This is a genomic window from Paenibacillus algorifonticola (genome assembly GCF_050481745.1).
GTDB lineage: Bacteria > Bacillota > Bacilli > Paenibacillales > Paenibacillaceae > Pristimantibacillus > Pristimantibacillus algorifonticola_A.
The window spans coordinates 38,421-52,749 of the sequence record NZ_JBCNGR010000051.1 but is presented as its reverse complement, the minus strand read 5'-3'; the positions used below and the strand labels follow the sequence as shown (position 1 = coordinate 52,749).

Genomic DNA, 14,329 nt, shown 5'->3' with positions numbered 1-14,329 from the left:
TCTCAGACACGCCCTAGTCAATTTCAAAATAAAAACGCTAAGCCATCGGACGACGTGGCTTAGCGTTTTTATTATTGGCAGGGGCATATTGGGCAAAGCCGCCGCATACATATAAAGCGGGAGCGAAGTTTCAAGTCACTTACAGAGGAGAAGCCGGAACGAAGGAGCATTTTGAACAGCAATGGAGGTATGAAAATGAGCGCTGAGCTACTCATTCAATTACTCGTGCTTGTCATCATGATCATCGGGCTGGCGAACAAATCGGGAGACTCCTGAAAGCAAAACGCTTAGGGAGGACGGAAAGCTGGGGCATGCGAACGTGCTGCTCCGGCTTTTTGGCGTGTTTATTAGCAAGCGGGCATGAGCAGCGGGGAAGACTTGCTTTTCTAACTAAAAGGTTATATACTTACAAATATAAAGTTACAATATAACTTGAAAGGGTGTTTAGAATGAATGTAAAAGGAATCCACCATTTATCTGCCATGACAGGCAGCGTATCTTTAAACTATAGCTTCTACACGCAAGTTCTTGGCATGAGACTGATTAAGAAGACGGTAAATCAGGACGACACCTCGGCTTACCATCTCTTTTATGGGGATGAGAGAGGCAATCCGGGTACCGAATTGACGTTTTTTGATTTTCCCGGCATTGGCAGCAATCGTCCTGGTGTAAGCAGCATCTCCGGTACGTCGCTGCGAGTAGCAAGCGACAAGGCGCTGGAATATTGGCTCCAGCGTTTCGACCAGCATGAGGTTAAGCATTCGGAAATAACATCGTTTGCCGGACGCAACGTTATCTTTTTTGAAGATCCAGAAAGGCAGCAGCTTGCCCTTGTCTCTGATGAAACGAACAGCGGTGTTGCAGCCGGAACACCTTGGGATCGCAGCCCAGTGCCGGTAGAATACGGGATTACAGGTCTCGGTCCAGTAAAGCTGACTGTCCGCAAGCCTGATTCAACCGTTGCCGCTCTTAAGCTGCTAGGCTTCAAAGAAACAGGGCGCGTTCCTGCTCTCTTCGAAGGACAGGACGATATTATCATTATGCAGGCTCATGAGGGCGGCTCTGGCTCTGAAGTACAGGTAGAGCCGCGCAGCGATTTATCGGTTGCTGGCCTTGGCAAAGGCGGCGTTCACCATGTTGCTTTCCGTGTAGAGGATAAGGAAGAGCTTATGGCATGGATCGACGTATTGAATAAAGCGGGCCTGCAAAACTCCGGCTTCGTGGAACGCTACTACTTCCGTTCGTTATATTTCCGTGAGCCGAATGGTATTTTGTTTGAATTGGCTACAGATGGTCCAGGCTTTGTGACGGATGAGCCTTTCGAGACGCTTGGCGAATCGCTGGCGCTTCCTCCATTTCTGGAACCGCGCCGCGAAGCAATCGAAGCACGGCTTAAACCAATAGATACGACGCTTAAGGCATAAGGCCTATTGAAATGAGGCTTGCTGAGTTGTCATTGTACTCCAAATTCTTTTATAATATGTATAAAGGAAATGGAATGGGGGAATGGGAATGAAGTTGTCTGAAAATGCGGTGCTGATCATTGAAGAGGAAGATGTTTCTGGAATGTATTGTTATCGCGATCGTGACGGCACAGATTTCATAGATGGCTTTAAATTTGAATTGCATCTTCAGGATATTGTCATTAAGCCTGGAAGCATTGCCGCTGTGCAGTTCCCAGAAGAATTGTACAATCAACCCGAAGATATCAAGCAGGCTGTATATACAGCGATTAAGGAATTGGAACAAGAAAAGGGGTAAATACTTGCCCAAAATCCAATTATTACAAAACCTGATTTTTTAGGTTCAATGGAGCATTCGGAAGCATTTCCGGATGCTCCATTTTATTTTGTGCTTAAACGGTGGTTGACATTTGAATAAGGTCTACTTATTATTATACCCATAGGGGTATACGTACCTGATATTTGAACTATAAACTATATTGGAGGTTTTTCTATTGTCGCAATTAGACGAAATGAAAGCGAATTATCAGCTCGATTGCAAAGGTCTTGCTTGTCCGCTGCCTATTGTCCGCACGAAAAAAGCAATGAATGGGCTAGCAGAGGGGCAGGTTATAGAAGTTCAGGCGACAGACAAAGGCTCCCTAGCAGATTTCCAAAGCTGGGCACGTACGGTAGGTCATCATTATTTAGGCACTGTTCAACAGGGTGATATACTGAAGCATTATTTGCGGAAGCTTAGCTCAGGCGAAACGGGAGACTCAGCAGATTTTGCGATAACGATTAGCAATGAAGAGCTGGAGCAATTGCTCACTGATGGCAGCAGCGGATTGGTGCTTCTGGATGTGCGTGAGCCAGCCGAATATGCTTTTGGCCACATAAATGGGGCGGTATCACTGCCGCTTGGCGAGCTGGAACAGCGCGTAGGAGAGCTTGACCAAGCCCAAACTATTTATGTGATCTGCCGTTCCGGCGTTCGCAGCAGTCTCGCTTGCAAGCTGCTGAACAGCAAAGGCATGGAGAAGGTGGTTAATGTATTGCCGGGAATGAGTGGCTGGCAAGGCACGACAATTTAGGCTGGCAATCGGAGAAGGAGTGGATAAGAGTGACAGAGCAAAGGAAGGTTACAGCAATGACCAGCGAGCAGTTGGCGAAATACATCTTGAAGAGGCAGTCCTTATGGATTTTGGATGTTCGTAATCACGAAGACGCTGCCGATTGGAAAGTGGAAGGTGAGGCGTTTCAATATGCAAATATTCCGTATTTTGAACTGCTTGAAGGGGTAGAGGCTGCGCTTGAGCAAATTCCTGCCGATGAGGAAACACTCGTCGTGTGTGCCAAAGAAGGCTCATCGATTTTTGTCGCTGAGCAGCTCGCCGCATATGGCAGACTAAATGTCCATTATTTGCAGGGTGGAATGAAGGAATGGAGCGAATATTTGCATCCGGTAAAAATCGGAGATTTGCCAAGCGGGGGCCAGCTGTTTCAATGGGTCCGTTTGGGTAAAGGATGTCTATCCTACATGATTGTATCGCAGGGTGAGGCGGCAGTTATCGACGCCGCCAGAATGACAGACGTTTATGAACGTCTGGCTGGCCAGCTGGGCGTTAAAATCACGAATACGATAGATACGCATTTGCATGCTGATCATATTTCTGGAGGCAGAAGGCTAGCCGAAGCGAATGGAGCAACATATTGGCTGCCGCCAAAGGATGCGGAAGAGATAAGCTTCGTCTATAACAGGCTGGACGAATCCACTGCAGCGGCTCACGGCATAATGGAACTAATAAGAGCGCTCTATTCACCAGGGCATACGATTGGCAGCACCTCACTCATTGTGGATGATACGTATTTGTTAAGTGGGGATATTTTGTTTATTTCCTCGATCGGGCGGCCCGATCTAGCTGGTCAAGCTGAGGATTGGGCCATGGATTTGCGCCATACCCTGTATGAAGGTTATAGGCAGCTGGCAGATACGCTAATTGTACTGCCTGCGCATTTTGGCCATATTTCCGAGCTTGGCGAGGACGGAATGGTTTCAGCGTCATTAGGCGAGCTATGTCTTCATAATCCTGGACTGCAAATGAGCGATGCGGCTGAATTCAGACATGCCGTGACCGATTTTCTGCCTGCGCAGCCTCACGCGTACAAAGAAATACGGCAAGTGAATATGGGGAAACTGCAGCCGGATGTAGACGAGCAGCGTGATATGGAGCTGGGCCCTAACCGTTGCGCCATTCACGATTCATAAATAAAGATCGGAGAAGGCTATATTTTTTTCTTCTCCATATACCTATAGGGGTATTAGTATACTTGGCAATTGAAAAGGAGTGGACGTTAAAAGCGATGGCAGAGAAAACGACGATTGTATTGTTTAGCGGAGAGTTGGATAAAGCGATAGCTGCATTTATTATTGCGAATGGGGCGGCGGCTTATGAGCATGAGGTAACGATTTTTTTCACCTTCTGGGGACTAAATACTCTTCGAAGAGATGAGTACATCCAAACAAATAAAGGCTTGCTGGAAAAAACGTTTGGCTGGATGATGCCTCGCGGCTCCAGACGTCTAGGGCTTTCAAAGATGAATTTCGCTGGAATGGGTCCAAAGATTATTCAGCATTTGCTGAAAAAGCATAATGCGCTTTCACTGCCTCAGCTCATTGAGCTTGCCCAGGAACAAGGTGTCAGGCTCGTCGCTTGCACGATGACGATGGAACTTCTAGGCCTTCAAGAGCAGGAGCTAATGGATGGCTTGGAATATGCAGGCGTTGCGGCCTATTTGGGCGACGCAGCAGAAGCCAAAGTCAACTTGTTTATCTAAAGGATGATTTAAGCTGCCGATTGCTTTATAATACCTGTACAGGTATAGGAATGAACGGAGGACAGGTTATGGATTATGAATACACAGATGAGATCAAAAAGCGGCTGCGCCGAATAGAAGGACAGGTTAGAGGGGTACTCCGCCTAATGGAGGAAGGCAAGCCGTGCAAAGATGTTGTCAGCCAAATTTCCGCTGTACGCAACGCATCGGATAAGGCGCTTGCCCAGATTGTCGCTGAAAACTTGCAAAAATGCATTATGGATGAACAGGAAGCTGGTAGAGATCCAGGCAAGCTCGTGCAGGAAGCAGTAGAATTGCTAGTCAAAAGCCGTTAAGTGCAAACGCAAAAAGACAGGAAAGCTCGCACTAGCGGGCTTTTTGTCGTATATAGAGAAAATGAAACAAAAGAAAATATTATATTTTTTGTAATCATGTAGAAAATAAAGGGTGTTTATGGTAAAGTTCCTTTAAGACCCTTTTTTGAATACGCTTCCATTTTATCGTATCTGTATAGGACAACCTATTAAAAAGGAGGAATTAAAGTGACAAAGAAACGATGGTCAAAAGCTTTTTTAATGTGCTTGGCTTTTACTTTGCTGCTCGGGGGGATAAGCTTGGGGCAGGGGGAGCAGGTTAGTGCAGCGGACAATTATAAATTTGATTTCGGCAATGGTGGTGTGGCCTCTGGTTACATTGGCGTCTCCGCTACGCTCGGCTATTCGGCTGCGACAGGCTATGGCTTCAATACACCAGCCAATATGCAAAATGTAACCGCTTCCGGATCGGGCGCAGGCAGTGATGCGGTACGCTTCCTGACATTCGGTACAAAAAGCACAAATACGTTTAATGTAAATTTGTCGAACGGCTTGTACGAAGTGAAGGTTATGCTTGGCAATACGTCAAGAGCGAGCGTGGCCGCAGAAGGCGTTTATCAAATTATGAATATGACAGGCAATAATGCAACGGACTCTTTTCAAATCCCAATTACCGATGGGCAGCTGAATATTTTGGTTACGGAAGGCAAGGTGGGCACTGTTTTTACGCTTAGCTCGCTGGAAATTACGAAAATCTCGAACAATCCGGTAACGAACCGGACAATTTATATTGGCGGCGACTCCACGGTCGCAAATTATTATCCCCTGGCAAGCAGCGTACAGGGCGGCTGGGGACAAATGCTGGGGCAATATGTAAACGGCAATACGTTCAAGGTACGGAATATGGCGACAGGCGGGCAATTCGCGAGAGGGTTCCGGGATGATGGACAGCTGGAAGCGATTTTAAAATATATTAAACCGGGCGATTATTTCATTCTCCAGTTCGGCATTAACGATACGACTGCCAAAAATGAAACGACCGAAGCGCAGTTCAAGGAAATTATGCGCGATATGGTTACTCAGGTCAAGGCGAAGGGAGCGACTGTTGTGCTTTCTACGCCGCAAGGCCGCGCAACTGATTTTAATGCGAGCAATGTCCACAGCTCAACGGGCAGATGGTACAGAGCCGCGACAATGGCGCTGGCTGCCGAGGAAAATGTGACGCTTGTAGATCTCAATGTGCTGAGCTCAGCGTATTTCACCTCCATTGGCCCTGCAGCGACATTGAACCTGTATATGACGGGCGATTCGCTGCATCCAAACTACGCAGGTGCTCAGAAGCTCGCTCAGCTTGTGAAAAACAATCTAAGCAGCCAAGGCTTGAGCGGATTTTAAGGAAATAGCCGGTGTGCAGCGAGAAATTCGCAACACGCCGGCTATTATTTTATTTAAAATATTGGAAAACATATGATTTTTCTATTCTTTCTCTATATTACACCCTCGAAACGGTAGCTTCGCCGCCAGAGGACGGCGATGGCCGTTTACGCTTGCTGCCCAGCAGATTAGTGCCGACTACCCCCGCAATAATAAACAACGAACCGATGACATGATACACCGTCAGCTCTTCACCAAGGAAAAGGGCACCGCCCGCCATCGATACGATCGTCGATAAATTGGTAAACACGCTCATTTTTGAAGCTTCAATCCGCCCCAAAATGTAGTTGGACGTCAGAGAAGTGATGAGCGAGGAGATAACTCCTAAATAAAAGATGGATAGCAGAAACGATCCGCTGCGCAGAGGCGTAAGGAAGCTGTCCATCGTCCCCGCAGTCGTGTGCTGTACCAACGATATAGAGAGAAACACGCCAAAACCAATCCCAAGCATCAAATACGTAAGTTCAGCTGGGCTAAAATGCTTGGAAAGCGAACGTGCCAGCACGCTATAGCCGGCAAAAGCGAAGCAGGTCAGAAACAGCAGGGAAATGCCCAGCATATTGGATAAATCGATGCTGCTGCCCTTCATCATGAAAATGAACACAACGCCGAATACTGAGAGGAAAATCGATAGCTTTTGCAGCAAGGATGTCCTTTCTCTCAGAAAGATGGAAGCGATGATCATCGTCACAACGGGCGTAAAGGCATATAAAATGCCGCCTTCAGCTGAGCTTGCATGCAGCAGGCCAAAAGCCTGAAGGGTAAAAAAGCCGAGCGGATACATCGCTGCAAGCAGTAGCGCTTTAAATAGAGGCTTGCCGCGATAATTCAGCTTAATCATGCCTAGTGCTACAGGAATCGTCATGATGAGGAATGAAAATGCAAACCGGAACGTGAGCGTATCTAGCGGCTGGGCGCTTTCGAGCGAGAGCTTGGCGAATAAAAAGGAGAAACCGATAATAACGGCATTTAATACAGCGAATATATAAGCGAGCTTAATACTTTTATCTTTCATAGGTATGACTTCCTTCCTAAGGTTAAGCGAGGTCGTGTTCGCGAACGGCTCATCTGTTACATTAAAGATAAACCATTCGGCAGTACCGCACGATAGCTGATTGAGCTAACTGTATCAATACAGTTAGGCGGTATGCGGTATAATAGGAGCAGGGAGGGACAGCATGAAAAAGTATTTTTCAATTTTATCCGACATGGAAGAGAAAATTCGCGACGGGCATTACCGTCCTGGCAGCAAGCTGCTGTCTGTTCGCAAAGCTGCGGAGCAGTACGGGTGCAGCACAAATACGATTACCCGTGCGTATACAGAGCTGGAGAAGCGCCATGCGATTTATTCTATCCCGCAGAGCGGTTATTATGTGGTAGACAAGGATGGCGGGGGAAGCGGGCAAAAGGAAGACGGCCTTCAAAGAGAGGGCATTGATTTTTCATCAGCATCGCCGGATTTGTTTGTGTTTCCGTACTTGGATTTTCAGCATTGCTTGAATAAAGCCATTGATACGTACAAATATCATTTGTTTACGTATGGCGATCCTCAAGGAATGGTTGAGCTTCGCGAAACGCTCGTTCGCCATTTGGCAAATGATCAGGTGTTTGCGAAAACCGAGCGGATTTTCGTGACGTCAGGCGCTCAGCAGGCGCTGGAAATATTAGCGAAAATGCCTTTCCCAAACGGCAAACGAACCATTCTCGTCGAACAGCCCACTTATAATCTTTATTTGCAGTTTCTGGAAATCGAGCAGCTGCCGACGGCGGTCATTGCCCGTACCACAGCAGGAATCAGCATGCAGGAGCTGGAGCGGCTTTTTCGCGATGAGGATATTAAATTTTTTTACACGATGTCGCGTTATCACAATCCGCTGGGCACTTCCTACACAACCGAGGAGCGAAAAGCAATTGCTGCCTTGGCGAAAAAATACGATGTCTACATTGTCGAGGACGACTATATGGCAGATTTGGGGGTTGAACGGGGGTTTGACCCGATTTATAGCTATGATTTGACGGGACATGTCGTTTATTTAAAAAGCTTTTCGAAAATCATTTTTCCCGGCCTGCGCCTTGGTGCTGCTGTATTGCCGGAGCAGCTTATTGAAACGTTTTACCGCCATAAAAAATACGGAGATACGTCATTCCTATCCCAAGCGGCTTTGGACATTTATATTAAAAATGGGATGTATGAACGCCATAAGCGCGCCATAAGCAGCCTGTACACCTCGCGAATGCTGGTACTGAACGAAGCGCTTACAAGGCATAATGGAGCAGGTCTCATTCAAGCCTCTGGAGTGAGCTCGGGCATCTATACCCAATATAGACTGCCTATTACCGTCAATATGGAGCAGCTGATGGAACGGCTATCGGCCAGACATATTCGGGCTGTCGACGGGAAAGGCTTCTATTTGCCGGGGTATCTGGAGCGGGAGAAGTTTTTGCGAATCAGCATCTCCCGGGCCAGTGAAGGGCAAATTGAAGAGGGCATTGCGGCTATTGTGGGGGAAGTAAAGCGGGCAAATCATTTTTATTAACGCGGATGAGCTATATTGCTCTATTCATAGTAGAGTGGGGCAAGCTTAACACCTTGAATAAAGAGGCTTCAATTTAAAAAGTGATTTTGACAAGTTTTAATGTAAAATAAAATTATTTTATGGAATTAACGATTTATCTACCGTTAAGTTTAATTTATGAGTTGTATTTATTTAAAAAGAGAAAAGGCAGGGAAGAGGGGCTTGCACGCCCGTTTCTCTGCCTTTTAAAAATGGACTGACAATCAGCAACGAAGTTACGCCTCTATTTGAGCGGCTTGCTGCTGCTTAATGTTGGCGCATGAGCTTTGCGCAGTGGGATAAGGATAGTCAAGCTGACCAAGGTGACGAAAATGGTGGCGCCCATATCGGATAAAATCGCGATCCACAGCGTGAGCCAGCCTGGTATGGTCAGCAGCAGCGCCAACACCTTAAGGCCGAGTGAAACCGCAATGTTGAAGCGAATCACCCGGTTTACCTGCTTGGCAACGGATATAGCCTCGGGCAGCTTGCCCAAATGATCCTGCATGAGCACAATGTCTGCTGTTTCAATAGCACTGTCTGTGCCCTTGCCCATGGCAATGCCAAGCTGGGCAGAGGCAAGAGCAGGAGCATCATTGATGCCGTCACCGATCATAGCGACTTTGCCGCTTTCCCCAAGCTCTTTAATGCGTGCGACCTTATCCTCAGGGAGCAACCCTGCGTAGAAAGTAGACACCCCGACAGCCGAAGCTACCTTATCGGCCGTTTTTCGGTGATCGCCCGTCAGCATGACGGTGCGTTTAATGCCCTGCTGATGAAGCGCAGCGATGACCGCATGGCTTTCCTCGCGAATTTCGTCAGCGATTCCGAACAGGCCAAGCACTCGTTTGGCATTTGCAACAATAACGAGCGTGAGTCCAGATGCTTTCATCTGCTCGATTGTGCGGCGCACCTGATCAGGAAAGCTTAAATGCGCGATGCTTTTCTCATTGCCGAGCCAGTAGCGCTCTCCATCAATGACAGCTTCCATTCCACGTCCGGCTACATTGATCATTTCCTCTGGCTCTGGCAAGTTGACTCCACTCTCTTCCACAGCTTTCATCACCGCTTTAGCAAGTGGATGGGAGGAGGAGCGTTCCAATGCGCCGGCAATCTTATAGAAAAGCTGCTCCTCATAAACTTCCATCTGTACGACATGCGGTTCGCCTTTGGTTAAGGTGCCTGTTTTATCAAAGGCAATCGTATCGATTTTTCCAAGCTGCTCCAAATATACGCCGCCTTTAATTAAAATGCCGTTTCGCGCATTGCGCGTAATACCTGAAACAATGGCGATGGGCGAAGAAAGAATAAGAGCACATGGGCAGCCAACAATCAGCACAGAAAGGCCTTGATAAAGCCATTTTGTCCAATCCCCTTGCAGCAGCAAAGGAGGGAGCAGAGCAACCAGCAAAGCAATGGCCATAATAAGCGGCGTATAATATTTGGCGAATTTATTAATAAACAGCTCGGTTGGCGTTTTTGTTTCCTGAGCTTCTTCTACCAAATGCAAAATCCTCGCTAGCGAGGAATCCTCATAAGCTTTATCAATTCGAATGATCAGTACGCCTTCATTGTTGATGCTGCCGCCAAATACGGTATCCCCAGCTGCTTTGTCGACGGGTAGCGATTCGCCAGTAAGTGCAGCTTCATTGACCGAGCTTTTTCCTTCCGTAACAGCACCATCTGATGGGATTTTCTCGCCTGGCTTGACGCGGACGATATCTTGCGCTTTCAGCGAGGTAATGGGAATAACCAATTCCTTGCCATCCACTAGCTTGGTTGCTTCCTTTGGCGCTACTTGCAGCAGCGTCTCCATTGAACGCCGCGCCTTCTCCATGCCGTAGCCTTCCAGCCATTCATTGATGCCGAACAATACGGCCACGAGCGTCGCTTCCTTCCATTCGCCGATGGCGATGGCGCCAACAAGCGCAATGGTCATTAGCGTATCAATGTTGAATTTTAGCTTGAACAAATTGCGCAGTCCGCGCCAAAAGGTCGTATAACCGCTGATGGCGATGGCTGCCAAGTATAAAGCGATTAACAGTGGAGCGCTTAGCGCCTGCTCCAGCAGCAGCGCTCCGCCATAGAGTACGCCGGAAGCAAGCAGCAGCTTCAGCATATGGGAGTTTCCGCCTCCATGGCTGTGATCATGTCCATGGTCGTCGTGAGCATGGCTGCCCTTATGCGAATGAGCAGCTTCCTCATGGCAATGACCGTCATCGCAAGCATGGTCATGAGCCGAATGAGCATGAGAATCAGCGCTATGTGCCGATCCAGTTCCTTTAATGACAGGGGGAGCAGAAAGCTTCTCTAGATAAGCGCCTTCCGATTTCAAAATTTGTTCAACCTTCTGCATCGAAATTTGCTCATTGACCAGCAGCTTGCCCGAATTATAGCTGAGCTTGGCATCTTCGCCAAACGTCAATTTTTGAATTTCCGTCTCCATCGTATGGGCGCAATGGCCGCAGGTCAGTCCTTTTACACGATACTCAACCATGATTCAGCCCTCTTTTCTACCAATGTATGAATAAGTGCTCATATATAAATAATATGCCTCGATGACAGCATCTGTCAAACCTATCTTTGCCAATTAGCTCCAGAATCATGAGGCAAGACTGTTTAAAAGCAGATTATGCAAGACATGGAGCAGCGTGTCTAATGCATATAAATAGGCAGTAGAAGGAGCGTGATAAATTGAATGAGAAGGTGAAGAAGTATTACCAGCTCAAGCAGAAGCAAAAGGAACTGGAACAGGAGCTGGCTGGTCTGCGAACGGAAATTTTAGCTTATTGTGCGGAGCAGGAAGCAGCGGAGCTGACTGTAGGCCGCTATAAAGTGAAAATTGTCGCACAGGAGAGACGGGAATACGATGAGGCGAAGCTGCTTGCAGCACTTCCCGAGCCCGATGCCTGGCGCCTCGTTTCCAAAGTGGACCCAGCAAAGGTATCCAGTCTGCTGCAGCTAAACGTCATTAGTGAAACCAGTCTGCAGGACACCTTTACAATGAAAAAAATTTCCTTATTGCAGGTTGATAAACTATAAATTCTACCCAAAAAGGCGATTGCAAACCGTTGGACTGAGATTATTTACGCTCAGACAGCCAACGCTGCAAACGTCTTTTTTTATTTCTTTTTCATGAATTAATTTCCATATATATCATAATGTAAATGGATTGCTTTAAGCAGAGCAGCGCCAATACAACAGCTGCAGCAGGCCAGCAAACTCCGAAAAACATTTTTCTACTTGACTTTGTTAAACCGGCAGTCGTAATATAATACCTACATCTTCATAACTGGCATTGACCAAAGACATGATTCCAATTTCGGGCCGCCCAGAGAGAGAAGCGATTGCTGCAAGCTTCTTCGGATACCGGATATGGTTTTACCCCTTTGCAGCCGTGCTGCTGAACCCGCTCCCTTGTGCGAAAGTAAGCTTCACCGCTTTATCCGCGATAACGGATACCAATAAGGGCCTTTTATCCGGGGGGCTGCAGCAAGGGCTGCGGCAAGCTGGCGATTAGGTCGAATAAGGGTGGAACCACGAGCCGAACGCACTCGTCCCTTTCCGGGATAGAGGCGTTTTTTTGCGTTCCCAAGGTGAAACGGCTATCGCCGTCCTTTGTCGGCGCAGCGCGTTACAGTCCGAGAAATATAAGCATGTTTATAAGGGGAAACTTATAAATTCTTATATTTTAAATAGGCAGAAGTGGAGGCTCAAGCGATGAAAAATCAAAGCGAAAATCAAAATCACATACAAATCAAGCTGCCGGATGGCGCAATTAGAAGGTGCCCAGCTGGCACAACAATGGAACAGCTCGCTGAATCGATCAGTCCTGGGCTGCGAAAAAAGGCCATCGCCGGCAAAATCAATGGGGAAGCTGTTGATTTAAGCTATTCTATAGAGGCAGACAGCGACGTGGAAATCATTATTTTGGACAGTCCGGAAGGTCTGGACATTTACCGGCACAGCACAGCTCATCTTTTGGCGCAGGCGTTGAAGCGGCTGTATGGCAAGCAAGAGGTTCAGCTCGGAATTGGGCCTGTCATCAGCGACGGTTTTTATTATGATATTGCCGTTGCAAGCCCGCTGCCGAATGAGCAGCTCGCCGTCATTGAGCAGGAGATGGCCCGAATTGCAGAGCAAAATCTGCCGATCGTTCGCCGTGTTGTCAGCCGGGAAGAAGCGCTGCAGCTATTTGCGCAGCTAGAGGAGCCGCTAAAGGTCGAGCTGATTCAAGCCTTGCCGGAAAATGCCGTTATTACACTTTATGAGCAGGGTGAATTTATCGATTTATGCCGCGGGCCGCATTTGCCATCAACAGGCTGGATTAAGGCGTTCAAGCTGCTGCACACAGCGGGAGCCTACTGGCGCGGTGATTCCAATAACCAAGTGCTGCAGCGCATTTATGGCACAGCGTTTCCAAAAAACAAGCAGTTGGAGGAGCATCTCCATATGCTCGAAGAAGCGAAAAAGCGCGATCACCGCAAGCTGGGCAAGGAGCTAGGGCTATTCATGTTTTCGGAGGAAGCGCCTGGCATGCCGTTTTATTTGCCGAATGGCATGATTATACGCAATGAGCTGGAGGAGCTGGAGCGCGGCATTCATCGCGAACGGGCCTATGATGAGGTTCGTACACCGCTGATGCTGAACAATCGGCTATGGGAGCAGTCCGGTCATTGGGAGCATTACAAAGACAATATGTATTTTACACATGTTGATGATGCGGTTTTTGCCCTCAAACCGATGAATTGTCCGGGTCATATGCTTATATTCAAAAATGAGCTCCGTTCTTACCGAGATTTGCCGATCCGCCTTGCCGAGTATGGACAGGTGCATCGCCATGAGTTTTCAGGGGCGCTCAATGGCATGATGCGGGTGCGGACATTTTGTCAGGATGATGCGCATTTATTCGTCCGGCCCGATCAGATCGAGGAGGAAATCGCTAAAGTAATGGCGCTCATTGACGATATTTATTCGATCTTTGGCTTTACTTATCGGGTGGAGCTGTCCACTAGGCCAGCCGATTCCATGGGCTCGGCACAATTATGGGATCAAGCGGAGGAAGCACTCAAAAATGTGCTGGTCCAGCAAAATGTCCCTTATATGCTCAATGAAGGAGACGGCGCCTTTTATGGGCCGAAAATCGACTTCCATATTCGCGATGCGCTTGGCCGCAGCTGGCAATGCGGAACAATCCAGCTTGATTTTCAAATGCCTGAAAAGTTTGATTTGACTTACATCGGCGAGGATGGCGGAAAGCACCGTCCTGTCGTTATCCATCGTGCTGTATATGGCTCCATTGATCGGTTTATGGGCATATTGACAGAGCATTTCAGCGGCGCATTCCCGCTGTGGCTCGCACCCGTACAGGTGAAGCTGCTTCCTGTTTCAAGCGTACATTTGGATTATGCCCTGCAAGTCAAGCAACAGCTTCTGAAAGCAGGCCTTCGTGTGCAAGTTGATGCTCGCAGCGAAAAGCTTGGCTACAAAATTCGGGAGGCGCAGCTGGCGAAGATCCCTTATACGCTCGTAATCGGGGACCAGGAGGCAAGCGAAGGGACGGTTTCGGTTCGCAGGCGCGGCGTGAATGAGCAGCAGGGGATGTCCATCGCACAGATAGTGGAGCAGCTTTCCCGGCAAGTTGCAGCTAAAGAGCTGAACGCTAAAGAGAGCGTATAGCGGAATGTGCTGCTTGGCTTTCTACAGGTGATAAGCTAAAAAGCAGGTAAGAGCACAAGGACGGCAT

General features: G+C 47.9%; 13 protein-coding genes. 11 read left to right on the top strand and 2 right to left on the bottom strand.

Going from position 1 to position 14,329, the window contains the following annotated elements:
* The first annotated feature begins 449 nt into the window (after nt 1-449).
* From ABEW34_RS30060 to ABEW34_RS30030, 7 genes are all read left to right on the top strand, one after another.
* Complete coding sequence (locus ABEW34_RS30060) at nt 450-1,424, top strand: ring-cleaving dioxygenase (RefSeq protein WP_430164963.1); 975 nt, start codon at nt 450-452, stop codon at nt 1,422-1,424.
* 88 nt (nt 1,425-1,512) lie between these two features.
* Nucleotides 1,513-1,761: a hypothetical protein gene (locus tag ABEW34_RS30055; RefSeq protein ID WP_430164960.1), complete on the top strand. Its 249-nt coding sequence runs from the start codon at nt 1,513-1,515 to the stop codon at nt 1,759-1,761.
* Between the two features lie 196 nt (nt 1,762-1,957).
* Nucleotides 1,958-2,536 carry a sulfurtransferase TusA family protein gene (locus ABEW34_RS30050; protein ID WP_430164957.1) on the top strand — a complete coding sequence of 193 codons (579 nt, stop codon included), beginning with the start codon at nt 1,958-1,960 and terminating at the stop codon, nt 2,534-2,536.
* A 56-nt stretch (nt 2,537-2,592) separates the two neighbouring features.
* Nucleotides 2,593-3,711, top strand: coding sequence for an MBL fold metallo-hydrolase (locus ABEW34_RS30045; protein ID WP_430164975.1), 1,119 nt, complete (start codon nt 2,593-2,595; stop codon nt 3,709-3,711).
* A gap of 95 nt (nt 3,712-3,806) precedes the next feature.
* Nucleotides 3,807-4,280: a DsrE/DsrF/DrsH-like family protein gene (locus ABEW34_RS30040; RefSeq protein WP_430164972.1), complete on the top strand. Its 474-nt coding sequence runs from the start codon at nt 3,807-3,809 to the stop codon at nt 4,278-4,280.
* 68 nt (nt 4,281-4,348) lie between these two features.
* A complete protein-coding gene (locus ABEW34_RS30035; protein WP_430164954.1) occupies nt 4,349-4,615 on the top strand; it encodes a metal-sensitive transcriptional regulator in 267 nt (88 codons plus the stop codon).
* A 240-nt stretch (nt 4,616-4,855) separates the two neighbouring features.
* Nucleotides 4,856-5,989, top strand: coding sequence for a rhamnogalacturonan acetylesterase (locus ABEW34_RS30030; protein WP_430164969.1), 1,134 nt, complete (start codon nt 4,856-4,858; stop codon nt 5,987-5,989).
* 97 nt (nt 5,990-6,086) lie between these two features.
* On the opposite strand, the gene ABEW34_RS30025 is transcribed toward ABEW34_RS30030, so the two are convergent.
* Nucleotides 6,087-7,043: a DMT family transporter gene (locus ABEW34_RS30025; RefSeq protein WP_430164951.1), complete on the bottom strand. Its 957-nt coding sequence runs from the start codon at nt 7,041-7,043 to the stop codon at nt 6,087-6,089.
* A 163-nt stretch (nt 7,044-7,206) separates the two neighbouring features.
* Between ABEW34_RS30025 and ABEW34_RS30020 the strand changes: the two genes are divergently transcribed.
* Complete coding sequence (locus tag ABEW34_RS30020) at nt 7,207-8,565, top strand: PLP-dependent aminotransferase family protein (RefSeq protein WP_430164948.1); 1,359 nt, start codon at nt 7,207-7,209, stop codon at nt 8,563-8,565.
* A gap of 262 nt (nt 8,566-8,827) precedes the next feature.
* Here ABEW34_RS30020 and ABEW34_RS30015 read toward each other — a convergent pair whose 3' ends face one another.
* Nucleotides 8,828-11,080, bottom strand: a complete 2,253-nt coding sequence (locus tag ABEW34_RS30015) for a heavy metal translocating P-type ATPase (RefSeq protein ID WP_430164945.1) — start codon at nt 11,078-11,080, stop codon at nt 8,828-8,830.
* A 197-nt stretch (nt 11,081-11,277) separates the two neighbouring features.
* On the opposite strand from ABEW34_RS30015, the gene ABEW34_RS30010 reads away from it, so the two are divergent.
* The 3 genes from ABEW34_RS30010 to thrS all read left to right on the top strand — a co-directional run bounded on the left by ABEW34_RS30010 (nt 11,278) and on the right by thrS (nt 14,262).
* Nucleotides 11,278-11,625 carry a hypothetical protein gene (locus tag ABEW34_RS30010; protein ID WP_430164942.1) on the top strand — a complete coding sequence of 116 codons (348 nt, stop codon included), beginning with the start codon at nt 11,278-11,280 and terminating at the stop codon, nt 11,623-11,625.
* Between the two features lie 268 nt (nt 11,626-11,893).
* Nucleotides 11,894-12,103: a hypothetical protein gene (locus ABEW34_RS30005; protein WP_430164940.1), complete on the top strand. Its 210-nt coding sequence runs from the start codon at nt 11,894-11,896 to the stop codon at nt 12,101-12,103.
* A 200-nt stretch (nt 12,104-12,303) separates the two neighbouring features.
* A complete protein-coding gene (gene thrS, locus ABEW34_RS30000; protein WP_430164937.1) occupies nt 12,304-14,262 on the top strand; it encodes a threonine--tRNA ligase in 1,959 nt (652 codons plus the stop codon).
* Nucleotides 14,263-14,329 lie beyond the last annotated feature (67 nt).

Coding starts and splice junctions, on each gene's coding strand:
- ABEW34_RS30055 (WP_430164960.1), top strand. CDS start 1,513: ATGAAGTTGTCTGAAAATGCGGTGCTGATCATTGAAGAGGAAGATGTT.
- ABEW34_RS30025 (WP_430164951.1), bottom strand. CDS start 7,043: ATGAAAGATAAAAGTATTAAGCTCGCTTATATATTCGCTGTATTAAAT.
- ABEW34_RS30015 (WP_430164945.1), bottom strand. CDS start 11,080: ATGGTTGAGTATCGTGTAAAAGGACTGACCTGCGGCCATTGCGCCCAT.
- ABEW34_RS30005 (WP_430164940.1), top strand. CDS start 11,894: ATGATTCCAATTTCGGGCCGCCCAGAGAGAGAAGCGATTGCTGCAAGC.
- ABEW34_RS30045 (WP_430164975.1), top strand. CDS start 2,593: ATGACCAGCGAGCAGTTGGCGAAATACATCTTGAAGAGGCAGTCCTTA.
- ABEW34_RS30035 (WP_430164954.1), top strand. CDS start 4,349: ATGGATTATGAATACACAGATGAGATCAAAAAGCGGCTGCGCCGAATA.
- ABEW34_RS30020 (WP_430164948.1), top strand. CDS start 7,207: ATGAAAAAGTATTTTTCAATTTTATCCGACATGGAAGAGAAAATTCGC.
- ABEW34_RS30030 (WP_430164969.1), top strand. CDS start 4,856: ATGTGCTTGGCTTTTACTTTGCTGCTCGGGGGGATAAGCTTGGGGCAG.
- ABEW34_RS30060 (WP_430164963.1), top strand. CDS start 450: ATGAATGTAAAAGGAATCCACCATTTATCTGCCATGACAGGCAGCGTA.
- thrS (WP_430164937.1), top strand. CDS start 12,304: ATGAAAAATCAAAGCGAAAATCAAAATCACATACAAATCAAGCTGCCG.
- ABEW34_RS30040 (WP_430164972.1), top strand. CDS start 3,807: ATGGCAGAGAAAACGACGATTGTATTGTTTAGCGGAGAGTTGGATAAA.